This window comes from Hymenobacter sp. H14-R3 (assembly GCF_030063445.1).
In the GTDB taxonomy this organism is placed as follows: Bacteria; Bacteroidota; Bacteroidia; order Cytophagales; family Hymenobacteraceae; genus Hymenobacter.
Genome location: NZ_JASITD010000013.1, coordinates 60,841 through 83,743, shown reverse-complemented (window position 1 = coordinate 83,743; position 22,903 = coordinate 60,841). Strand labels below are relative to the sequence as shown.

The window sequence follows — 22,903 nt, the reverse complement described above, 5'->3', positions numbered from 1 at the left end:
AGCAGCGGGCAGGGCATTGGGAAGGGCAACCGGCTAACGCGGGCTAGTAAGCCGGCGTTTCCTTGCGTTTGTAAAGCAGAAAGCCAGCGGTAAGCAGCCCCTGCCTGATTTGCTGCTTGTAACCGTAGGTCGTGCCGTCGAAGGTGAGGCGGCGGGTATAGGGTGTCAGGCTCTGTTCGAGGCGCGCATTAAAATCAAAGCGGCCCACGGTAATCCCGATGCCTAGCTGAGCTAACGTTTGCCAGGTAATAACGCTTTGGCTGAGAGAGTTATATAGTTTTGCAGAGGCTGGGTAAGCACCTGGAGTCTCTGTCAGTAAAGCTTCACGCTGGTTCCTGGCTACTACGGGGCCAAGCGTTACGTATCCGCGTCGGCCGAGGTGTAGGCCCGCCAGCGCCGAAACCTCCCAGCGCCGGATGTCGTGCCCAAAAACAAACCACGAGGCACCAAGACCAGTCGTGTTTTGTAAGTCGTAGAGAACTAGGTAGCATTGCCCTTGGGTAGCCGTGTAGCCCACTTCAGGTTGCACGAAGAAGCCGGCTCGCCCTATGCCCCAGCGCCCAAATGCCGCTAGCCGGTAACCCGTTTCATCGTATTTGGACCTATCACCATTGGTAGCAATAGCATAGTCGGGGGCCAGGTAAATACCTTCAGGGGTGGCCGGCGTCTGCGTTACGTTTAGGCTGCCCGACAAGCCGAATCCCTCCAAGTGCTGTGCGTTGCTACAAAGGGGAGCAAGTATAACTAGCATGATGGCCCACCATGGGCTAACACTTTGCTGCGTGCTTAACTGTGTGCGACGAAAAAAAAATTGCATCATAAGTTAAGGGCGGTTTTCCGTTACCCAACGAATTTCCGTCCGGCCACCGTTGGCAGAGTAATAGCCTTGGGAGGGGCACTCGGCGAAGAATATGAGGCCCTTTGCGATTTCATCATCATGATTAGCTACTTTATACGTAACCTTCACACTAGCAGATGGTGAGCCATCTTTGCTTGGATAGCCAAAGGTAAACTCTGCATCTGCGATGTCACCGAAATCTTCCTCAAGCCATACGTACGCAAGAACTTGTCCCAAAAATGCCTTGTCCCAATAAAACAGCCTAGCATCGCAGTGATAGGTGTCTTCAATGGTTCCGCGCCCCATTGTATAATGGTTGTCAACTACTGTCGAGCTTATAGTACCACCACTACCAATTGGCGAAATTAATTGTAGCCGAAGCTCAGGGTCGCCTAAAAACCAGGACTCATACTGACTCACATCGGCTAGCCATATACTACGTAAGAATTCCGTCTGCTTATCGGTGCGGCAAGGAGTAGCTGCTGTGCCCGTGGTGCCCAGCGGCGTGTAGCCGCCGCCGCCACCGCCGTCAGTTTCTTGCTGTAGCAAAAGGTTGGTGGTGTTACCGCCAATGGGTAACGTAGTGCTGACCGGGCCAGCAGTGGGCTGCTTGGCGGCGGCGGCCAGTGAGGTTACGCGCTCGCTAGGCCCTACCACCACCACTGGAAAGTCGGGGGCCTTTTGCGCATCGAGCCAATGCTCATTGCCGTCTTGGTTATAGGCTTTTACCCGCGTGGCCGTGCGCTCATTATAGCCCGCCGGAATAAAAACAACCAGGGGCGCATAGGTTGCCGCGTCCCACTTCGCGATGTTGACGGGTACCGAGAGGTTAAGCGTTGGGATGCGGTCTAGCAACTCAGGCATCGTCAGGGTATCTGAGCTGTTCCCGGCCACTGCGGCGGCTACGTGCTGGCCAAAATCGGTGTGCGCGGCTACAAAAGGCTGGTACAGCACATCGTAGTCCCCATCGACTTTTTTAAGGGCCTCGGCCTTCAATTGCTGCCGGGCGGCGGCATCCGTGCCCAGGGTGCGGGCCAGCGCTTTGGCCACGGCGGCTATCTCCTGGTTGGTTTTGAACTGGGCTGCCGTTTCGGTGGGCTGAGGCAATTCCTGCGCGCTTTTGTCGCGGTTACAACCCATTATACTAGTTGCCAGCACCAGCGCAGCTAGCCCCCCCTCATTAATCGTACCTTAGTTGTCATAAAATGTGGAAAAAGTTGGTAAAAAATGGTGTAGTGACAAAAAGGTCCGAAAACGTTCAAAGCCTCTGTTGCCGATGTGAATATAGACAAAAATGTTGAGAAATTTGAGTATTTATAATGTAATGGTGAAATGTTGCTAAGCAAAGAGCTGTCTGTCAAGAAAATAAAATTTAATTAATTAAATATCAATGACTTGTGTGTTTTACTCAATTTAATAGTATAGACTTGTTCCCGAATAAAAAACGTCTGAAAATCTCAGTTGCTTTCGGGCGCTGGATAACCATTCTTGCCAGATTAAGCTCCTCTCCGTTGATTTTTTGAGAAGCCACTGTTTCTAGCTTCAAATACCGCCTAGAAATCCACTGATTTCTTATTGAGGAACAAGTCTTATGACTACCCAACAGCTCACCACCGACCTGGCCGCTGCCCTGCTTGCCGTGTACCCCGAACCTGAGGCGCAGGCCGTGGCTACCCTGGTGGCCGAGTACCTGCTGGGCCTTTCGCCCTTGCAGCGCCGCATGCAGGCCCAGGCGCCGGTGCCCGGCCCCGTGCAGGCGCAGCTGCCCGCCCTGCAAGCCCGCCTACTGGCCCACGAGCCGGTGCAATACGTGCTGGGCACGGCCCACTTTGCCGGCCTGGAGCTGGAAGTGACGCCCGCCACCCTCATTCCGCGCCCCGAAACCGAGGAGCTGGTGCAGCTGGTGGCCCGCGCCCACGCCGGCCGGCCCGGCCTCCGCCTGCTCGACGTGGGCACGGGCAGCGGCTGCCTGGCCATTGCTATAGCAATGGAACTAGCTAATAGCCAAGTAGTAGCCGTTGATATTTCGCCTGGGGCGCTGGCCGTGGCGCGGCGCAATGCGGCCCGCTACGCGCCGGCCGTGGCGTTTGAGCAGGTCGATATTTTGCAGGCGCTGCCGGCGGGGGTGGCGCCGGGCAGCCTCGACATAGTGGTGAGCAACCCGCCCTACGTGCGCGAAAGCGAGCGCGCCCTGATGCGCGCAAACGTGCTGGCCTGGGAGCCCGCCACCGCCCTGTTTGTGCCCGACAACGACCCGCTGCTCTTCTACCGGCGGCTGGCCGAGGTGGGGCGCGCGCTGCTGCGGCCGGGCGGCAGCATCTGGCTGGAAATCAACGAGGAGCTGGGGCCCGAAACGGCCGCGCTGTTCGCCGCTACCGCCTTCGAGCCGGCCGCCGTGCTCAACGATTTCCTGGGCCGCCCGCGCTTCGTGCGCGCCGTGCGCCGCTAGCGCCGCCGGCTTCTGTGCCCTCTGCGCAAGCCTCTGCGCCCTCTGCGGGCTAAAAACCCCCGTGCCGCTCGCAACATAAAAAATTAATGTAGCAACACGAAACAAAAGCCCCGGCCAGCCGCTTATAAGCCACTCTCGCACCGAGAGTTCTTGTTTCTACTTCATTTTTGTATTGCCCCATGGCTGAGCAACCGCTTCTGACCCCGTATTACTCCGATAAATTAACCCTGAGAAACCGCGTGGTGATGGCCCCCATGACCCGCAGCCGCGCCGACAACCCCGGCACCGTGCCCAACGACTTGATGGCCGAGTACTACGCGCAGCGCGCCTCGGCCGGTCTCATCATCTCGGAAGGCGTGTTTGTGAGCCCCGAGGCCGTGGGCTACATCAACGTGCCCGGTCTCTACACGCCCGAGCAAGTGGAGGGCTGGAAAAAAGTGACCGCCGCCGTGCACGCCAAAGGCGGTAAATTCTTTGCCCAAATCTGGCACGTGGGCCGCATGTCGCACCCCGATTTGCTCGGTGGCAACCTGCCGCTCTCGGCCTCGACCCTCGACCCGCACAGCCAGGTGTATACGCCCACCGGCTTTAAGGATACCGTGGCCCCGGCGGCCATGACGGTGGCGCAAATCAAGCAAACGGTAGCTGATTTCGTGCAGGCTGCGCAAAACGCGCTGGCGGCCGGCTTCGATGGCGTGGAGATTCACTCGTCTAACGGCTACTTGTTTCACCAGTTTTTCAACGGCACCGCCAACCATCGCACCGACGAGTACGGCGGCTCGATGGAGAACCGCGCCCGCTTCTTCTTTGAAGTGCTGGATGCCATGCAGGCGGCCGGTGTGGACCTGGGCAAGGTGGGCTCGCGCCTCAACCCCTCGCTCGACGGTATGTTTGGCATGACCCTCGACGCGGAGACCATCCCCACGTTCGACTACATCGTGAAGCGCCTCAACGATTACAACCTGGCCTACCTGCACCTTTCGGAGCCCTTCACCGACGTGAGCCAGAACGAGTTTGCCGAGCCGCACATTGCCCAGCGCTACCGCCCCCTGTACCAAGGCACGCTCATCATCAACGCTGGCTTCGACCAGGAGAAGGGCAACAAAGTGATTGCCGACGGCAATGCCGACCTCGTGGCCTACGGCGTACTCTACATTGCCAACCCCGACTTGGTGGAGCGCTTTGCCCAAAACGCCCCGCTGGCTGAAGGCGACAAGGACACGTTCTACGTGCCCGGTGCTAAGGGCTACACCGATTACCCGGCTCTGGCTAAGTAATTGATTATGAAATAGTTGTAGCGGCGTTGGGCGAAAGCTCGGCGCCGCTTTTTTGTTAGGCCTGCTTCAGCAGCCAGGCCTGGGCCTCAGCTTCGTTGTCGAACGAGCGGTAGCGCATGGGCAGGCCTTTTACGCTGGTGGTGACGTAGGCCATGGCCAGGCGGGCGTAGAGGTTAGTGGCCAGCACCACGGCGCAGGCGCGGTAGCCGGCCTCGTGCACGGCCTGGGGCAGCCAGTGCTCGGCCACCCAGGCCTGCTCGGCGGTAGAGAGGGGGTGCATGTGCTGCTGGTTGCTGAGTACCCGGTGCTGGCTGTGGCGCTGCATGGCCCGGGTGAGGTGCAGCAGCAGGGCCTGGGTGTCGGCCAGGGTGCGGGGCTGCGCGCCCCAGTACGAGCGCACAAAGCCCGCGGGGTCGACCAGCACCCGGCCGGCGGCGTTCTCAAAAAAAACACTGGAAGACAAAACAGCGGCCATCGTATTTCAAAGGTAGCTGCTGGCAAGTGAGAGCCGCCTGAAGTTGCCTTATAATTTGTAATTAATTATAAACCAGTAAATTGTAAATAAACTTGCCCAAAATATAACGGCCCCGGCCCCTGGCGGACTCGCGCTAAAAGAGCCGCGCCGGGCCGGGACGGGGAATATCTGCGCGCCGCCCGGCGTTGGGGAGGTGGGGCGGGGCGGCCGGTGGGTGCGCCCGCGGCCCGACCTTTGTGCTTCTTCTCTTTTTAGTGCCTGCGTATGCGTTTTTTACTGGTAGTGGTGAGTGTGTTTTTGCTGGCGGGCTGCGCCCAGGTCAGCGGCCCGCTCAAGCTGTATTTCATTAGCTCGGCGCGCTTTACGTCGGGCAACCGGGCCAAAGTGGCGGCCGGCGACACCCTGGCCACGAGCCTGTATGCCGTAACCAGCGCCGTTAGCGGGCAGGCGGCCAAGCTCACCAATTTTCGGGCGGTGGTAACCTACTCGCCCCGGCGCGAGCCGTTTGCGTACCCGGCCGCCCTCAACCTGTTTATCGCCACGCCGCCCTCCGACGCGGAGGTAGTGTACCTCGACACCACGCTGAACGCGGCCAACTTCCTGTTTACGCCCGTGTTTGGGGTGCGCACCACGTCGGGCAGTGAAAACTGGACGTTTACCGCCACCGACGCGGAAGGCAATAAGTCGGCGCGCTCGTTCATTACCACGGTGCGCTACACCGACTCGCTCAAGCTCTACCACAACTACCTGCTGAAGCTGCGCGTGCCGGCCACCAAAAGGTCGGACCGCCGCTTTATCGACCTTAAATCGGGCATTGCGCTGCCCGCCTACACGGTACTGGGCAGTGTGGCCAACCCCACCTTGCAGCAACTCACCGACGTGGTGGTGCTGCCCAACGGCCTTAGCCTGGTTTCGACCGATTCGCTGGAGCTGTACCAGCCCTTCAGCAGCGCCCGCTGGGGCCCGGGCAACCGCAGCACAACCCGCTTCCGGCTGACTACCCTGCTGCCCGCCGACTTCACGGGTACGCAGGATACCACGGCCATCATCAACCAGTTTGCCGGGCCGGGCCGCGCCTACCTGCGTACACTGGCCGTCGGCCAGGTGTATGCTTTTCAGGCCCACCGCCTGCCCAGCAACAAGGCGGTGTACGGGCTGATGCGGGTGGTGAGCGTGCCCAACGGCACCACGGCCGTGGGCTTGCAGCTCGAAATAAGGCTGGCCAAGCAGCCCCTGCTGACTTTGTAGTTTGGGGCGGGCGGGCGGTTGTCCGCTCGCCGCTAGAACGAACGGCGCTTCCAACGAGCGGATAGCCGCCGCAAAGCCCGCCCCGTACTCATTCGAATAGCTGGGCATCAACCAAAAAGCGCCCCCACCTGCGCGGCCTGAAGGCTGCGCAAGTGGGGGCGCTTTTTGCGGCGCAAGCAGCGCGGGCGGGCCTAAAAAAGCAGGCCGCCGGTGAGGCTCGCCGTGAAGCGGTTATTAGAGTAGTTGACCATAGGCGGAACCAGGCGAGCCAATTGGTAGGGCTGGTACAACTCCTTGGAAGTGAGGTAGACACCGGCCACATCCACGAAAAAGGCCTTGGTGCGCACCCCGGCTCCGGCCGAGAAGTAGTTCTGGTTGCGGCTGGGCGAGTCGCCACCATTTTTGTAGGGGTCGGCGTAGTAGGCGTAGCCGGCGCGCACCCGGAAGATATCGAGGCGGGCTTCGGCACCCACGCGGGCGTTCACCACGTTGCGGTAGCCGTTGGCAATGCTGGCGTTGCCATCTTCGAGGCCAATGTCGCTGCTGCCGTCGGTGGTTTTGAACTTGGCCTGCGAGTAGCCCACGTACTCCACGTCGCCGGTGAGGAAGCCGACTTTGCCCAGTAGCACGGTAGCCCCGCCATTGGCCCGGAAGGGCGTGGTGATGCTGTAATCGAACGTGCCGGGAGCCGTGGACAGCGAGCTGCCGTTATTGGCGGCGTACTTGGTGTTGGCCACGAGCGAGGTGTTGTACACCTCATTTAGGCGGATGTAGGTAGGCGTTTGCACCGAGGCCCCGAGGCGCAGGGCGTCGGCGGCGCGCACAATCACGCCCAGGCGGGCGTTGATGCCGGTGCCCGTGGTTTTAAGGTAGTCGGTCGATACAAAATCCAGCTCGCCGCTTGAGCTTTCGCTGAACGTGCTGGTGCGCGTGCGGTTGAGCGATACCACCCCCACGCCGCCGCCAATGTAGAGGCGGTCGCGGTAGTTGCCGCCGTAGCCCAGGTCAAACTGCGAGAGCGAGCCCTTAGTCAGAATATCCTCGTTTTGGGTGATGGCCCCGTTGCGCACGGGCGTGGCGTTGCGGAAAATGGTTTTGCCCTGGGCCGAGCCCGTGCCGGGGTTATCTACCTTAATCTGGTCAACGAGGCCCGTGCCAAAGGCTAGGCCGTCGATGTTGGTGTAAGTGCCGTTGGTCTGGGCCTGGTTGAAGATGTCGTCCAAGTTGTTCTGGTAGCTGGCGCTGGTATAGTCGCCGTTGTTGTAGGGCTCGCGCAGGCGCTGAAAAAACGAGTGGTTATCGTCGGTCGTATTCTGGTAGCGCAGGGCCTGGTTGAAGTCGGCCAGGCGCGTGAAGCCCAGGGCAAACGAGCCGCCGCGCCAGTCGCTGCCGTCGTTGTCGGGCCGGCGGTTGGCAAACACCACACCCGCGCTAGCCATGTGAAAACTGTTGGCCGTTTGCGAAACCGACGGGTACGACCCACCCACGGCGGCCGAGTTGCCCACCTGCGTGGCGTTGGCCGTGCCAAAGCCCACGCCCGGCGTCAGGCTCACCTCCGACTTGGTGTAGAAGCCCAGGCCGGCCGGGTTGCTGGTGAGGTTGCCAAAATCGGCCCCCAGCGACACATTGGCCCCCGCCAGGCCCAGGCTGCGCGCCGTGCCGCTGGGGTTTTGCCGCATGTACATGAGGGCATCGCCCGCGTAGCCACCTTGCGCTTGGGCTGGTTGGCTCAAGGCCAAAAAACCGCCTAGCAACGTAGCCAGGCCCATAAATGTGTGCTTCATAAGAAAAAAGTATGGGCAAAAAAGAGCCGGCCCCTGAGACCGGCTCGGGTAAAATCAAGCGGTATTTACTAAATGACTAACTACTAGCGGGTTGCCTAGCGACGACCACGGCCACCGCCGCCGCCGCCCCCACCACCGCCAAAGCTGCCACCCCCACCGCCACCGCCACCCCCAAACGAGCGGGAAGGCTGCGACATTTGCTGCTGGGGCTGCGAGAAGCTGCGCTGCTCCATCGAGCGGCTGGGCTGGCTATAGGCGCGCTGCTGCATTTGCTGCTGCTGCATCTGGCCCTGGTTCTGGCCGTAGTTGGTGTTGGCTGAGCGCTGGCGAGCCCCGTTGCTATAGCCATTATTGTTCATGGGCTGGCCATTGGCGTTCATAGGCTGGCCGCCGTTGCTGCCATTGCCAAAGAAGCCTCCGAAGAACCCGCGGCGCGAGCTGCCGACCCCCGCTGCCTGCGGCTGCGGAGCCGCATTGGACTGGCCGGCCGAAGGGTTGGAATATACTGGCTGGCCCGTAGCATCACCCCCGAAGCTAACCGCCCGGCCGCCGCGGCCCGTGGGGCCGGCTGGCATGTTGGAGCCGGTAGCATTGCTTGGCAGGCCTACGGCATTGCCCGTGTAGGAGCCGCCGTTGCCCGTGTACACGCGCCCACCGTTGCTGTTGCCACCCCCGATGTTGACGGGGTTGCCGGCTGCGCCGCGGGGGTTCATTACGGCCCCACCGCGGTTGTTGCGCGAGCCATAGAGCACGGCACCCGCGCCGGGCGAGCTCACGCCCGCACCCCGCGTGTAAATAACCGGGCGATTGTAGCCCCCGCCGTACGCATCGTAGTAGCCGCGGCCGTAGCCCCCACCGTAGCCGTAGCCATAGGGCGAGCCGTAACCGCCATAGCCGCCATACCCAAATGGCGAGCCGTAGCCGTAGCCAAAAGGTGAGCCGTAGCGCCCAAAGCCGCCGTAGCCAAACCCGATGCTCAAGCCCGAGCCGTAGCCAAAACCACCATAGGGCGAGAAGAAGGGGTCATAGCCGAAGGGCGAGTAGCCGTAGCCGCCACCGTAGCCGAAGGGCGAAAAGCCATAGCTGCCACCATATCCCCCGCCATAGCCAAACGGCGAAAAGCCGTACCCAAACGCGCTGTTGTAGCCGTAGGGCGAGCCGTAGTACGACGGCGACACGGCGTAGGCCGTGGCGGGCGTGTAGTTGTAGGAGCTCACACCCGGCCCGGCGTAGGGCTGGCCAAAGCCACTGCCGCCGTAGCCCGACGAGTAATTATTGCTGTAATAATCGGTGCCCGTGGCCGCGCCCTGCGCCTGCCCGCCCTGGTAATCGGGGTTGGCATCGTCGGTGGTGGCGGCCGCCACGGGGGTGGTGTCATCGAGGGCGCGGGCCGGAATGGTGCCGTTGCTGGCGTACCCCGGGCGGGCCTGGTAGGCGGCCGTGGTGTGGTCGCTGGACGAGTAGTACACGCCGTCGTTCTCCGTGGAGGTCGTCAGCGCCCCGGAGGTGGCGCACCCGCCCAAAGCGAGCAGCGCCAGGGCCGGCAAAGTGGCAGTGAGCAGGTTTTTCATGACCAGAAAAAAGTAAGAAATCAGCCAGTAGCTGAGTGGGTTAGTAAAATAAGTGCGTGGCAAATGGAAGCTATGTGAAGTCCGGGCCCCTCGGCCCAGCCCAAAAAAACCTTTCTCCTCCAAACTTCCGTGCGGGTGCGCCCTACTATAACGTAATTTCGCCCCAAAACGGTGCCTTTCCTGCTAAAGTTACTGACACAAAACGCATACCAGAATCGGCCGGCCCCGGGCCTTCGCCGATATACTGGTTTTTAGATGCCATTATGAGTAAAAAGTTGCCTACCCGCCAGGAAGATTATTCGCTCTGGTACAACGAGCTGGTAAAGCGCGCCGGCCTCGCCGAAAACTCGGCCGTGCGCGGCTGCATGGTCATCAAGCCCTACGGCTACGCCATTTGGGAGAAGATGCAGCGCCAGCTCGACGACATGTTCAAGCGCACCGGCCACGAAAATGCTTACTTCCCGCTGTTTGTGCCCAAAAGCCTGTTTGAGGCCGAGGAAAAGAACGCCGAAGGCTTCGCCAAGGAGTGCGCCGTGGTCACCCACTACCGCCTCCAAAACGACCCCGACCGCCCCGGCAAGCTGCGCGTAGACCCCAACGCCAAGCTGGAGGAAGAGCTCATTGTGCGCCCCACCTCGGAGGCCATCATCTGGAGCACTTACAAGGGCTGGGTGCAGAGCTACCGCGACCTGCCGCTGCTCATCAACCAGTGGGCCAACGTGGTGCGCTGGGAAATGCGCACGCGCCTGTTCCTGCGCACCGCCGAGTTTTTGTGGCAGGAAGGCCACACCGCCCACGCCACCGCCGGCGAGGCCGTGGCCGAAACCCGCCAGATGCTTGACGTGTACGCCGAGTTTGCCGAGGAGCACCTGGCCCTGCCCGTGGTGAAAGGCGTGAAAACCCCCAACGAGCGCTTCGCCGGGGCCGAGGATACCTACTGCATTGAGGCGTTGATGCAGGACGGCAAGGCCCTGCAAGCCGGTACCAGCCACTTCCTGGGCCAGAATTTTGCCAAGGCCTTTGATGTGCAGTTTGCCAATAAGGAAGGCGTGCGCGAGTACGTGTGGGGCACCAGCTGGGGCGTGAGCACCCGCCTCATGGGTGCCCTCGTAATGGCCCACTCTGATGACGAAGGCCTGGTGCTGCCGCCCAAGCTGGCGCCCATCCAGGTAGTTATCGTGCCCATTTACAAAACCGGCGAGATGGATGCGCTCATCGAGCGCATCCGGCCCATTCAGCAGGGCCTCATTGCGCGCGGCATTTCGGTGAAGCTCGACGCCCGCGACACCGAGCGCCCCGGCGCCAAGTTTGCCGAGTGGGAGTTGAAAGGCGTGCCCGTACGCCTGGCCATCGGCAACCGCGACCTCGACGGCGGCACCATCGAAGCCGCCCGCCGCGACACCAAGCAGAAGCTGCAGCTACCCCTGGCCGACATAGTAGACAGCGTAGATAAACTACTGAACGACATTCAGTTGAATATGTACAACAAGGCCAAGGACTATAAAATAGCCCACACCACCTACGTCGAAACCTACGACGAGTTCAAGGCCGTGCTCGACGGCAAAGGTGGCTTCGTGGTGGCCCACTACGACGGTACCTCCGAAACCGAGGAGCTCATCAAGGAGCAAACCAAAGCCACCGTGCGCTGCCTGCCCCTCAACGAAGCCGACGAGGAAGGCGTGTGCATCGTAACGGGCAAGCCCAGCCCGCGCCGGGCGTGGTTTGCGCGGGCATACTAGCCTCGTTATCAATACCTAAGTAAAGAAGCCTCCGTGTCAGTACGGAGGCTTCTTTGCTTAGGTAATCCCTTCTGCCAAAAGAAACTAAAGCTGCCGGATAAGTCGCACGGCCTCTGCTTCGGACACGGCCACGAGTGGCGGCGTCACCACCAGGCCCGACTGGCTGGTGAGGCGCTGAGTGCCGTAATACAGTTGGCCCTGAACGGATTGCAGCACCACGGCTATCATTTCGACGCCGATGGGCAGCGAATAAGCCCAGCGCGTTCTCGCCGAGCCGGCCACCGGCGAGGGCAGGCGCGCCAAGCCGTTGTAGCCCACGGGCCGCAAGAATACCCGGGTATCACCGGGCTCTGTGGCCGGCGTAGCTACCTGCACCTCAACGGTGGTATTGTTGAGGTAGCGGTGCCAGAGCTGGTCAATGTTCCACCAGCCAATAGAATCGAGGGGTATTAAGGTGCGGTAAAAGCTGGGTACTTGGGCCCGCAGGGTATCGCGCAGTACCCAGCCCGTCGAGTCGGAAATGGGGCTGGCGAGCAGTTTGGCGGGCTGCTGCCACAAAAGCTGCGGGGTAATGTCTTGCTCTGCCCGAATGGGCGTTTGCAGGGCCAGGCCGGTGGCCGTGCCCAGCGGGGTAGAGGTGAACTTCAGGCGCAGGCGGCTTGCCCCCTGCCAGACTTGAATGCTGAACTCGCCGCCCGACACCAACAACTGCCGCGTAACGGCCACGGTCGTCGGCATGTTGGCCAGTACCATTTCGGGTACCGAGCGAATTTCTCGTACGCGCACCTCGGCCGTACCCGTAGCCGCTGCCCCACTGGGCAGAATAAAGCCATTGCCCGGAAAAACCAGGGTGGTGCCGGCTTGCGTGGTGAGCGTGGTGGTGGTGCCAACTGCGAGCGAAAACGCCTGCACAGGCGCACTGTTGCGGCGCGTAAAATCGGCTAGCGACAGGCTATCGGCCGGCGTTGGGTCGCACACAATGACGTCGGCTTTGCGGCAGCTGGCCAGCAGCAGCCCGGCCGCGGCTAGCAAGAGTAAGTGCTTCATAATAGGGTATTTACAAAATGGAAAATGGAGCATGAAACAAGGATTGTTTGCTAAGTGAAGCGGCCGGCCGGTCAGCTTCGGAGCCTAGCGAATATCCCAGGAAAAACCAGTGAGCAAGCCCACGTTAAAAGGTCGGCGAGTGCTGAAGCCCACGCCATTGGCCCCGGTAAGCGACGTAAGCACGTAGCGCCCGGTGGGCTGCACCACCCATTGCCAGCGCGAGGCTGGGCTACCCACCCGGTAGCGCAGGTCGAGGCCCAGGCTCAGGGCCAGGCTCCACGGCTGGTAGGGGTTGCTGCTAGCCGAGTAAGCCTGCTGCTGGCAGCCGCAGTCGCTGCCCTCGGTGCTGCGGCCGCCCTGGTACCAGCCCGCTTCGGTGCCCACCAGCAAGGCCTTGGCGAGCCGGCCGCGCGGGGCCCCCAGCGCGTAGCTGAGCTGCACAGGCAGCGTGAGCAACCGGTAGGTATCGCGCTGATTTAGATGCCGGGAGCCAGCAGAATCACCCAGCTGCAGTACCAGGCGCGTAGCGTATTTCTGGTAGCCTAGGCCCGCCGCCAGCGCCCAGCGGCCCGACAGCACCCGGCGTACCTGTACCTGCGCGCCCAGGCCGGCGGCGGGCCGCTCCAGGTGGGCCAGGTCGGGGTAGCCGCTGGTAGTAGCCGGCCGCGGCCCATTGGTGCGGTAGCTGAGCGTGGGGCCGGCCAGCGCCAGCAGCGCCCAGCGCCGCACCGGCTGGGTGGCCCGGCTCGAATCGGGCCGGGCCGCCACGGTGGCCGGCCGCGCAGTAGCCGGCAGCACGAGCCCGCTGTTGCGGGGCACCAGGCTAGCCAGCCGGCTCGGGCGGGCATCAAGCGGGCCCGCAGCCGCTAGCGCGGTAGCAGTAGTGCTATCAGTGAATTCGTTAGATGTAACTTATTCTCCTACAGTACGATGCGTATTTTTGTAACGTAGTGAATTGGATGTCAATTCCTTAGTGAATAATGGCTGGCGGCGCCTTTGCGGCCGGCCAAAGCTGGCCAGCTGGCCCTGACGCAGGTGCTGAATATTATGGTGCCGGTGGGCAGCTATAGTATGGCTCTTGTTCTTCGCTAATGAGGCCGCTACGCTCGCCTCGGCAGTGGTGGTTTTGCCAAAAGCCAGTTCCGAGTCTGCACATCCCGCTTTAGTAAGCCCAGCCGGCAGGTGCCATCGCGCCCGGCGTTGGGCTGCCACGGCGGCGGCAGGTAATAGGGTGCCACGCATGGCCAGGCTCTTCATGCGCCCGCCAGCCGTTGCCAAGTCGGCTATTGACCGCGACTTAACGGGAGCAAGCCCCCCGGCCGGCGTCCGTCGAGTGGTCTTTGCCGGCTCGCTGGTGCCGGTTGCTGCCAACGCTACTCCTTTCGCATCTTGAGGCGCTGACAGGGCAGATTGCCTCGCGTGTGCAGAGGGCGATGCTGGCTCTGCGCTAGCTGAGGGTAGTGGGGTAGATGGCGTAGAGGATAACTTGTTGCTAATGAGCGCGCGGGAATTTGGTTGCGGGGTGCGGGTGAGCGCACCATTGCCCGCCGCTGCTGTAGGTGTACTGGGCTCAGCGAAAAAAGACTGCTGCCGACTTACCAGAACGCCGGTCAGCCCTAAAGTAAGTAGCAGGACCAGCAAGAGCAGCAGGGGCCGCGAGCGCCGCCACCACGGCTGCGTAGCGGCGGGCAGGCGCTGCCGGATGCCCGCCCACGCACCGGGTGGCGGGGGCGCGCTGTAGTTGCCCAGGCGCTCCCGCAGCGCGGCCAGCAGCGGGTCGCTGGCGTCGTTGGGGTTTTCAGGAGTTTCCTCCATGGTTGACAGAGCTTGGATTGAGCTAGGTGCAGGCGCCGGGCCAGCAACTGGCGGGCGCGGGCCAGCTGCGACTTACTGGTGCCCTCCGCAATGCCCAGCAACTGGGCTATTTCGGGGTGCGAGTAGCCTTCGATAGCGTATAGATTGAGCACGGTGCGGTAGCCGGGGGGGTAGGGCCGCGAGGTGATTCAGCAGGTCGGCCGCCGCCAGCTCATCTAGGGCCGAAGGCTCGCCGCTGGGCAGGTCGGCGGCGTGGCCGTCGAGGTCGGCCGGGCCGTAGCCACCAGGGTGGCGCACCCGATGCTTCTCCAACGCGTGCAAGGAGGTGCGCACGGCCACGCGCCGCGCCCAGGCCTCAAATGGGCCCTCCCCCCGGTACTGGTCGAGGCGGGTGAAAAGCTTGACAAACGTGTTTTGCAGGGCATCCTCTGCCTCAGCCTGGCTGGGGCAGTAGCGCAGGCACACCCCCATCAGTTGGGGCGCCAGTAGATTATAAAGCCGTAGCTGCGCTGACTCTTCGCCCCGGCGGCAGGCCGCCAGCAGGGTATCAGAAATAGCAGAGGCAGGAGCAGTCATACGTGGGCAGCTAGCGATTGCCCGTCTGGTAGCAGCGGCATTCGGGGGCTTGACCGGGGCGAGCGCGCAGGGGTTGCGTTGGTCCAAAAAATAAGCCGGTGTCCTCGGCGGCGGCGCTTACTTCAACTCGGCTACTTGCCGGGAGTAACCACAGCCAGCCTTCCAAAGCAAACTTTTCTACAGCTTTTCTTCCAGCCACAAAAAGCCGGCGGCCAGTAAAAACAACCCGAAGAACCACCCCGCCGGCCACGGCTGCGGCACGGTAACTGTGGCCGTCGCAGCTACTGCGCCCAGGCGCGTAGTACGTTCAGCAAGAGCCTGTTGGCGGGCTAGTAGTTCGGGGCCGCGCCAAGCGGCCGAGTCGTACACGTAGAAGCTGTGCCGCGTGCGGCCGGGGCCGCGCAGCTGGTGCCAGCCGGCGCGGGCGGGCCAGTATTGCGCGGTGCTCCACTCGGGCAGGCGGGTATCCTGGGCCAGGGCCAGCTGCACGGCCGTGCCACCAGCCAGCGGCTGCACGGTGGGCAGGCTGGTGGGCATGGTACCCGCCAGGCGCAGCGTGAGCGGCTGCCGAGCGCGCGGCCAGCGGTCAAGGGTCTGCCAGGTGGCCGCGGGCGCGGGCGGCGGCGTGGCAGCGGTCAGCAATTGGCTCCAGAACGAGGCGTAGGCGGCCGCCTGGCCCTGCAAGGCCCAGCGGAAAGTTTCGGGCACCACTGATACTACCACCGTACCCAGGCCGTAGCGCTGGCTGGCGGCCACAAGCGCCGCATTCGGGCCCGTAATGAGGGGGCGCAAGGCCGCGCTCGCCCGCAGGCGGGCGGGTAGCAGGGCCCGCACCGGGGCCGGCGCATCGGGCCAGCTCAGCGGTTGGGGCGCGGCCCCGGCTGTTGGCAGCGGCTGCACCGCAAAGGCGGCGCGGGCCGGCACGGCGGCGGGCAGGGGCGTGGCATCGGCGAGCAGCACCAGGCCCAGGCGGCCCTGGTTGATGGCGGCGCGCAGGGCCTGGCCTTCGCCGGTGGGCAGGCTGGCCAGGGTGGCGGCATCGGCCACTACCACGGCGTAGCGGGCCAATAATGCGGGCGTGAGGCGGTCGAGGGCCTGGGCGGGCTGGTTGAGAAACTCGGTTTGCACCAGGCCGCGGCTTACGGTGGTGCGCAGGGCCACGGCCCGGCCAGCCGCAGACAGGCTGTTCTTCAAAAACTTGAATTCGAAGCCCGGCACGGCGGCCAGCAGCAGCACGGGCGGCAGCGCCTGAGCGCTGATTTCCAACGGAATGGGTTCAGTAATTGCGGGGTTGCCGGCGCGGCGCAGCACCAACTCGTAGCGCGCCAGGCCGGCCACTTTAGGCTGGTAGCGCAGGCGAAAGCTACCCCCGCCGGGCAGCCGCACCGAATCACGGCCCGCGCCATCGGCGTGCAGGCTTACCCAGGCGGGGCCGGGGCCAGTGGCTACGGTACCTTCTACCTCAACTCGCTGGCCCAGCGTGAGTTGCTGCGGCCAGTTGGCGGCCTGAAACCCGCTGGGCGCGGGCCCGGCGTGGCGCACCACGGCCACCCGGCCCAGCGCCGGCAGGACGCTGGCGGGCAGGCCCTCGCCCAGCAAGTGCAAGCGGCGCAGCGCGGGCCGCTGCTCGCCCAGGCTCAGCAAGCCGCCGAGGGCCTTGGCGCGGGCCGGCGGCGGGGTGCCGTAGGCCCACACCGGCGTGCCCGGCCCCAGGCGGCGCAGCAGCTGGCGCAACGTATCGGGCTGGTAGCCAGGCGTGAGCACGATGGCTTCGGCGCGGGCGGCGGGCACCTGTTGCAGCGGCGGGTGGGCCGTGAGCCACAGGGCCAGCGGGGCGGCCAGGCTGGCCAGCACGCGCAGCACCAGGCGGCGGCGGTCGGCGCGCCGCAGGGCGGCGGCCAGCAGCCCCAGGCCCAGCAGCACGCAAGCGCCGGCTAGTAGTAAAGAAGAAGTAGAAGTGAGCAAATTTAGTTTGTTAACTATTAATCAATAAGTTAGCTAAAATTACCGGCTCAGCTCCTGAAAGTATCGTCGGGCCAGTCGGTCGGGTGTGGCAGCTGGGGCTGCGGTGGGCACGGGGGCCGGCAGCAGGTCGGCGAGGGCGCGCTGCGCCGGGGCGAGGGCGCTGGGGCTGGGTACTTGGCCGGCGCGGGCCTCGGCCGCCAGTTGGCGCAGGGCGCGCAGGGCGGGGAGGTAAAAGCCCGGCTTTTGCAGGGCGGCCTGGGCCAGGGCCGCGCTGGCCTGGTCGAGGGCCGGGGCATCGGCGGGGCGGGCGGGTTGGCCGGTTTGGATGGCCAGCCAGCGTAGGGCGGCGCGCACGGCGGGCTGGGTGGCGGGGGCCGGCACGGTGGCTTGCCGGCGCGGAGCGGCGGCCCCTTTCAGCTCGCCGGTGAGGCGCAGCGTGGCCTCGGGGAAGGGCGGGAGCGTGAAGCCGGCCTTTTTCACGTAGGCGCGGGTTTGCTGCTGCACCTCCTTGAGCAGGCGCAGGGCGCGGTACTCGTAGGGGCGCGCGGCCGCGGGCTGGCCAGTGCGCAGGCGCAGCTCGGCGGCCCACATCTCGTCGAGCACGGCGTGGAGCTTGGCCTTCACGGCGGGCTCCAGGAAGTCGGCGGTTTCGGCGTCGTCGTGCTTGTGGATGTAGGGGTCCATGAGCGCGTCGGTGGCGGCGGTTTGGGAGGCGTGGCGGCCGGTGGGCGCCTCGGCGTGATGGTCGTGGTCATCGTCGGCCTCCTGGGTATGGGCAGCGGGCTTGAGGTCGGCGGTGGGGGCGTCGGCCGTGGGCACCTCGGCGGTGGGCGAGGCGGGCTCGTCGGCGGTGGGTGGGCCGGCCGTTACGCCGATTCCTTTTTCGGCCTCTTCCCCCAAAAACTTGCCGTAGCGCATCCGTAGCGACTGCTGGTCGAAGCCCAGCGCATTGGCCCGGTTGCTAAACTCGGCCGCCGTGAGCGTAGGCTTCTCTTTGATAAGCTTTTCGGTATCGATAATCACCTGGCGCTGACTGCGGAAGTAGGCCGGCGCGGTGTTCACGCCCAGGCCCACGTCGAGGGCGCTGGCGGCGGCGGCCGTGTCCTGCCACTGCACCAAAAAGGCGTCGGAGCGGGCCGAGTGGCCGTTGTTGTCGCGGGCCAGTAGGTAGAAGTACAGCTCGTCGCCGTAGGTGAGCCCGAGTTTGGGCAGGTTGAGCAGGCTGCCCACCGTGGCCTGGCCCGGCTGCCCGGCCAGGGCGGCGCTCAGGTCGCGGCGCACCTCCGTAAACTTCACCGCCTCGCCCTGGCCCTGCGCCACCGTGATAACCAGCTCGGCCCGCGTGAGGCCGTAGTCGTCGCGCAGCGTGGCCCGGATGGGTACCTCCGGCCGCGTGCCCACCGCCGCGATAAGCGTGTAAGGCTTAGGCGTTTGCAGGCGAATAGTCGGGGCCTGGTCGGGCCGCACGTCGATGGCGTAATCGTCCGAAGTCTGCCCCGCGTAGCGCATTCGGTACAAGGCGGAGGCGCTCAGCACCTGCTCGGCGGCAAACTGCGTGGGCTGGCCAGCCACGGGCCGCAGCTTTATCTTCTGGTCCCCAAGTTCGAGCGTGGGTGCCTCGTCCGCCGCCCGGTTCACGGTAGCCACCCAGCGCACCCGCGACCCCTGCGGGCACTGAAACGAGGCTGCCACCGGTGCAAAAGCCGCCCGCCGGGTGTAGGCCGGCGGCGTCACCAGCAGTTCCACTTTAGTGATGCGCGGCGCAGTGGCTGGTACCGGCCGGGCCGCGTCGGGGGCAAAGCGCAAGGCCACGGCCGCCGGGGCCATTGCCGCAGGCTGGCGCACCGGCAGCCACCAGGCCGCTACTGCACCCGCTAGCAGCAAGAAACTGACTAACAAGGAGTTTTTAAAGGCAACTGGCAGCAGGGGCGCTTGCGTAGCCGCCAGCCCAGCCAGCCGCTGCCCCACCCGCTGCTGCTGAAGCCGCCCCAGAAAAGGCAGCTGCTCAGGCGTTTGCAGCAACAGCCCAGCGCTGTCTTCCAGCTCGGGAAAAAGCCGGTCGAGCTGCCGCGCCGCAGTAGCCGGCCCGAAGTAGCGCAACGGCCACAGCTGCCAGGCGGCCACGGCCAGCACGGCTACCAAGCCCGCCAGCAGCGCCGGGCGGCCCGCCGGCCAGCGCGCTGCCAGCGCCCCCAGAAGCAGCAGCCCCGCCAGCGTGGGCAGCAGCACCGCCCCCGCCCGCCGCCCGGCGTAGCTGCGCCCGGCCGCCCGCACCTGTTGCCGGGCAGCCCCTAAGTCTATGGCAGTCTGAAGTTTTACCTGCGTCATACCGAAGTCGAAAGAGAAGAAGTCGCCGCCCTGCGCTGGGCCAGCCAGCGCTCCAGGCCAAATAAAAATGCCAGCGCCAGCACCAGCCACGGCCGCAAGTCAGTAAGCTGATAAGCAGCTGGTTGGGTGTTTGAATTAGTGGCCGATTGGATGCGAGAGGCCGGTAGCTGCGCCGGGTCGAGGCGGCGCTGGTCGTGCGCAGTCAGCCGGGTATCGGTACCCAGCTGCGGGTTGGTGGCCAGCAGGTCGAGCAGCAGCGCGGGTAATGCTGGGCTATCGGCAAAGGTGCTCCAGGCTGGGTTGAGGCGCGTAGTTAATTGATAGGCAGCGCCTTGGCCTTGCATTAATTCGGCCAGCACGGGGCGGCCCCGGCCATCGGCCCAGCGGGGCTGGCTGCCGGCGGGCATCGGCTGCCGGCCCCGCCGCGTGAGCAGAATGGGCGTAGCCCCGGCCGTGGCGGCGGTAGCCAGGGTGGCGGTGTCGGCCACGCCGGGGCCGGTGGCTTCCTGCCACAGGCGCAGCCCGCGGGGCACCTGGCGGCGCCAGGCGGCGGGTACGGGGCTGTCGCTCAGCCAGAACAGCCAGTCGGCCGCGGCGGCTGGGTCGGGCGGGGTGGCGCTCACGGTGAGGGCGAGGGGTGCGGCCAGGCCCACCTCGGCCGCCCGCAAAGCGGCGCGCAGGTAGCGGGCCTCCTCGGCGTAGCCGGCGGTGGCGTAGAGCATCACCCGCAGCGCGGCGGCTTGCACTGGTACCGGATGTTGGGCTTGGCTTGAATCGGTAGATATGGGCCGCAGATTGGCGCGGCCGCCGGCTACTTCGTAGCGCAGCGGCGGTAGGCCGGCCACCGTGAGGGTGGTGCCGGGTTGAGGCTGGCTGACGCGCACCGCCCGGAAGGTCGTCTGTTTTTCATCGCTCTGGCCCACCAGCAAACGCAGGCTGCCGGGGCTGGCGGCGGCGGCTTGCAGCCAGGTGGTAGCCGTGCGCGCCGGCAGCGTTTGCCAGGTGAGGTTGGCGGGTAGGGCCGGGTGCGCGCCGCCCAGGCCGCTCAGCGCCGCCGGTGTCACGGCGTACAGCGGCTGCCCGGCAAACGTATCGGCCGCCTGCTGGATTCTGGCCCAATAAGAAATAGTATTTAATTTATTGATTAGCAGATAATTATGATGACCTAAAGAGTCGGCCTGCCACTCGGCGGGCGTGATGGCGGGCAGCCCGGCCGCCAGCCAGCGCAGCACGTAGCCGCGCCGCCGCAGCGAATCGAGGGTGGGGCGCACGGCGGCCAGGCGGCTGCCATCGGCCAGCTCGGGGCTCACCAGCACCTGGCCCCGGCCGGCGGGGCGGGGCTGCCGCCACTGCGGGCCGGCCAGCGCCCCGGCCAACCCGGCCAGCAGGATGGCACGCAGCAGCAGCAGGCTCACCTGCTCGAGGCGCAGGTTACGCAGGCGGCGGTTGGCCCCGGCGGCCAGCCAGCGCAGGCTGCCCACTGCTACCTCGCGGCCCGGCCGGCGGTTCCAGAGGTGAATGGCCAGCGGCACGAGCAGGCCCAGCAGGGCAAGTAGCGCAGACGGGTTGGTGAGGGTGAGCAAATGGAGGACGTTTTATTGGCAAAAAGCGGCGCCCGTCCTTGCGAGCGCAACGCAGGGGAGCGCGGCAATCTTTCCTTGGTCGTTCGCTTCACAGGTTTACTAACCCCAGCGTGAAGGAAAGATTACCGCGCTCCCCTGCGTTGCGCTCGTAAGGACGGGCGGGTTTGGTGGCTATTAACTCATTTGCTGTCTGCGTTTTAAGAACTCGCGCAGGGCCGTGTTGAGTGGCTCGGCGGTGCTGAGCTGGTGGTAGTCGAGGCCCTGGCGGCGGGCGGCGTGGGCGGTGTCTCGCAGCCATTGTTGCAGCTGCTGCTGGTAGGTGGCGCGTTGCTGGTCGGCGTCGAGCTGAATGGTTTGCCCGGTTTCGAGGTCGCGGAACGTGACGGAGCCTTTGTAGCTGAAGTTCAGCTCGTTGCTGGCTACCAGGTGCAGCAGCAGCACGTCGCCGCTGGTGGCGCGCAGGCGGGTGAGTAGGCGGCTTATCTCGCCATCGGCTTCGTATAAGTCGCTCACGCACACGGTTAACGCGCGCTGGCGGCGGGCCGTGAGGGGGGCCAGCGTGGCGGCATCGGGAAAGGTGCCGGTGCCCTCGGCTTTCTCCAGTGCGTGGTAGAGGCGCGGCAATTGGCGGGTGTCGGCGCGGGCCGGAAAGTGCTGCAAGCCGCCGGGGCTCAGGATGGTGAGGCCCACGGCATCGCCCTGTTTTTGAGCCAGATACGCTAAAGCAGCCAGCAGCAGCCGGGCGTAGTCGAGCTTGGTGAGGCCGTTGTCGTCGCGGTGGTTCATGCTGGCGCTGGCGTCCAGCACGAGGTTGACGGTCAGGCTGGTATCGACCTCTGACTCGCGCAAATAGTACCTATCCGAGCGGGCGGCCAGGCGCCAGTCGAGGCGGCGCAGGTCGTCGCCGGGCTGGTAGGGGCGGTACTGGCTGAACTCCATGCCCGCGCCGTGCCGCCGGCTAGCGTGCGCGCCCGCCAAAAAGCCCTCGGCCGCCTGGCGGGCGGCCAGCGGCAGGTTGCGCAGGGCGTAAAGGAGTTCGGGGGTGAGCATGAGGTAGCGCGGACTTTTAGTCCGCGGGTTCAGTGATTTACCAGGGTATTATGCCCTCGCGGACTAAAAGTCCGCGCTACACCGCCACCGCCTTCAGTAGCTCGCGCACGGCATCATCGGGCGTGATATTCTCGGCCTCCGCATTGAAATTGAGCAGCACGCGGTGGCGCAGCACGGGCGGCGCGAGGGCCTTAATATCATCAAGCGTAGCGGCGAAGCGGCCTTGCAGCAGCGCCCGCGCTTTGGCGCACAATATGAGGGCCTGGCCGGCCCGCGGGCCCGCGCCCCAGCGGCCGTAATCCTGAATAAATTTCACCTCCGACGTGGCCGGGCGGGTGGCACGCACCAGCCGGTTCACGAACGCCAGCAGCTCGGGGCTGAGGCTCACTTGCCGCACCAGCTGCTGCAATTGCCGAATGTCTTCGCCGGCCAAAATGGGCTGCACCTCGGGCCGCGCCGTGCCGGTGGTGCCGCTGAGCACGGCCATTTCCTCCTGCTCGCTGGGGTAGCCGATGCGGACGTAGAGCAAGAAGCGGTCGAGCTGGGCCTCGGGCAGCGGGTAGGTACCGCTCTGTTCGATAGGGTTTTGCGTAGCCAGCAAGAAGAACGGCTTGGGCAGCGCGTGCTCCTGGCCGGCGTAGGTGACGTGGCCTTCCTGCATGGCCTCCAGCAGGGCGGCCTGGGTTTTGGGAGGCGTGCGGTTTATCTCATCGGCCAGCACGAGGCTGGCGAAGATGGGGCCGGGGTTGAACTTGAACGAGCGATGGCCAGTGCCGTGGTCTTCCTCCAACACCTCGGTGCCGAGGATGTCGGTGGGCATGAGGTCGGGGGTAAACTGGATGCGGCGAAACGGCAAATCGGTGGCCTGGGCCAGCGTGCGCACGAGCAGGGTTTTGGCCAGGCCGGGCACGCCCTCCAGCAGGGCGTGGCCGCCGGCCAGCAGCGCCACCAGCACCTCATCGAGCACGGCCGACTGGCCCACGATGACCTTGCCGATTTCAGCTTTAAGCGTTGGTAGCTTGGCGAGTAAGGTTGTTACGTCTTGTTCGGTCATAATAGTGATGGTTCATTCAGCGCCGTGTGGCAAGTTCCCGCTGAGGTGCGCAGTAGTTTTCGCTGAGGTACGCTGAGATTTGACGCCTGCGCTCAGCGTACCTC

General features: G+C 64.5%; 18 protein-coding genes. 4 read left to right on the top strand and 14 right to left on the bottom strand.

Annotated elements, in window-relative coordinates:
* Positions 1-43: 43 nt before the first annotated feature.
* Together QMK33_RS13280 and QMK33_RS13275 are read right to left on the bottom strand one after the other, a co-directional pair.
* The gene (locus tag QMK33_RS13280) at positions 44-820 is read right to left on the bottom strand and encodes a hypothetical protein (protein ID WP_283565082.1); all 777 of its coding nucleotides are present in this window, start codon (positions 818-820) and stop codon (positions 44-46) included.
* Between the two features lie 3 nt (positions 821-823).
* Positions 824-1,888 carry a DUF3103 family protein gene (locus QMK33_RS13275; protein ID WP_283565081.1) on the bottom strand — a complete coding sequence of 355 codons (1,065 nt, stop codon included), beginning with the start codon at positions 1,886-1,888 and terminating at the stop codon, positions 824-826.
* 541 nt (positions 1,889-2,429) lie between these two features.
* On the opposite strand from QMK33_RS13275, the gene prmC reads away from it, so the two are divergent.
* Together prmC and QMK33_RS13265 are read left to right on the top strand one after the other, a co-directional pair.
* Positions 2,430-3,287 (top strand): peptide chain release factor N(5)-glutamine methyltransferase, encoded by an 858-nt coding sequence (gene prmC / locus QMK33_RS13270; RefSeq protein ID WP_283565080.1) that lies wholly within the window; start codon positions 2,430-2,432, stop codon positions 3,285-3,287.
* A 179-nt stretch (positions 3,288-3,466) separates the two neighbouring features.
* The gene (locus QMK33_RS13265) at positions 3,467-4,564 is read left to right on the top strand and encodes an alkene reductase (RefSeq protein WP_283565079.1); all 1,098 of its coding nucleotides are present in this window, start codon (positions 3,467-3,469) and stop codon (positions 4,562-4,564) included.
* A 55-nt stretch (positions 4,565-4,619) separates the two neighbouring features.
* Here QMK33_RS13265 and QMK33_RS13260 read toward each other — a convergent pair whose 3' ends face one another.
* Positions 4,620-5,039: a SpoIIAA family protein gene (locus QMK33_RS13260; RefSeq protein WP_283565078.1), complete on the bottom strand. Its 420-nt coding sequence runs from the start codon at positions 5,037-5,039 to the stop codon at positions 4,620-4,622.
* A gap of 264 nt (positions 5,040-5,303) precedes the next feature.
* Here QMK33_RS13260 and QMK33_RS13255 point away from each other — a divergent pair, with 264 nt between their 5' ends.
* A complete protein-coding gene (locus QMK33_RS13255; RefSeq protein ID WP_283565077.1) occupies positions 5,304-6,287 on the top strand; it encodes a hypothetical protein in 984 nt (327 codons plus the stop codon).
* Positions 6,288-6,478: 191 nt separating this feature from the next.
* On the opposite strand, the gene QMK33_RS13250 is transcribed toward QMK33_RS13255, so the two are convergent.
* Together QMK33_RS13250 and QMK33_RS13245 are read right to left on the bottom strand one after the other, a co-directional pair.
* Entirely contained in the window at positions 6,479-8,071 is a 1,593-nt protein-coding gene (locus QMK33_RS13250) for an OmpP1/FadL family transporter (protein WP_283565076.1), read from the bottom strand.
* Between the two features lie 95 nt (positions 8,072-8,166).
* Positions 8,167-9,642, bottom strand: coding sequence for a hypothetical protein (locus QMK33_RS13245; protein WP_283565075.1), 1,476 nt, complete (start codon positions 9,640-9,642; stop codon positions 8,167-8,169).
* A gap of 263 nt (positions 9,643-9,905) precedes the next feature.
* Between QMK33_RS13245 and proS the strand changes: the two genes are divergently transcribed.
* Complete coding sequence (proS, locus tag QMK33_RS13240) at positions 9,906-11,381, top strand: proline--tRNA ligase (RefSeq protein WP_283565074.1); 1,476 nt, start codon at positions 9,906-9,908, stop codon at positions 11,379-11,381.
* Between the two features lie 84 nt (positions 11,382-11,465).
* On the opposite strand, the gene QMK33_RS13235 is transcribed toward proS, so the two are convergent.
* The 9 genes from QMK33_RS13235 to QMK33_RS13195 all read right to left on the bottom strand — a co-directional run bounded on the left by QMK33_RS13235 (position 11,466) and on the right by QMK33_RS13195 (position 22,799).
* Positions 11,466-12,428 carry a hypothetical protein gene (locus QMK33_RS13235; RefSeq protein WP_283565073.1) on the bottom strand — a complete coding sequence of 321 codons (963 nt, stop codon included), beginning with the start codon at positions 12,426-12,428 and terminating at the stop codon, positions 11,466-11,468.
* A gap of 84 nt (positions 12,429-12,512) precedes the next feature.
* On the bottom strand, positions 12,513-13,247 hold the full coding sequence (locus tag QMK33_RS13230; protein ID WP_283565072.1) for a hypothetical protein: 735 nt from the start codon (positions 13,245-13,247) through the stop codon (positions 12,513-12,515).
* A gap of 797 nt (positions 13,248-14,044) precedes the next feature.
* Complete coding sequence (locus QMK33_RS23500; RefSeq protein WP_349361747.1) at positions 14,045-14,395, bottom strand: RNA polymerase sigma factor; 351 nt, start codon at positions 14,393-14,395, stop codon at positions 14,045-14,047.
* Positions 14,316-14,819 (bottom strand): RNA polymerase sigma factor, encoded by a 504-nt coding sequence (locus QMK33_RS13220; RefSeq protein ID WP_349361746.1) that lies wholly within the window; start codon positions 14,817-14,819, stop codon positions 14,316-14,318. Before QMK33_RS13220 ends, QMK33_RS23500 begins: the two co-directional genes overlap by 80 nt.
* Before the next feature lie 177 nt (positions 14,820-14,996).
* A complete protein-coding gene (locus tag QMK33_RS13215; protein ID WP_283565071.1) occupies positions 14,997-16,784 on the bottom strand; it encodes a hypothetical protein in 1,788 nt (595 codons plus the stop codon).
* A gap of 39 nt (positions 16,785-16,823) precedes the next feature.
* Positions 16,824-19,112, bottom strand: a complete 2,289-nt coding sequence (locus QMK33_RS13210; RefSeq protein ID WP_283565070.1) for a hypothetical protein — start codon at positions 19,110-19,112, stop codon at positions 16,824-16,826.
* Positions 19,109-20,695, bottom strand: coding sequence for a BatA domain-containing protein (locus QMK33_RS13205; protein WP_283565069.1), 1,587 nt, complete (start codon positions 20,693-20,695; stop codon positions 19,109-19,111). The genes QMK33_RS13210 and QMK33_RS13205 overlap by 4 nt, the downstream gene beginning before the upstream one ends.
* 174 nt (positions 20,696-20,869) lie before the next feature.
* Positions 20,870-21,745, bottom strand: coding sequence for a DUF58 domain-containing protein (locus QMK33_RS13200; RefSeq protein WP_283565068.1), 876 nt, complete (start codon positions 21,743-21,745; stop codon positions 20,870-20,872).
* Positions 21,746-21,821: 76 nt separating this feature from the next.
* Positions 21,822-22,799, bottom strand: a complete 978-nt coding sequence (locus QMK33_RS13195) for an AAA family ATPase (protein WP_283565067.1) — start codon at positions 22,797-22,799, stop codon at positions 21,822-21,824.
* Between the last annotated feature and the right edge of the window lie 104 nt (positions 22,800-22,903).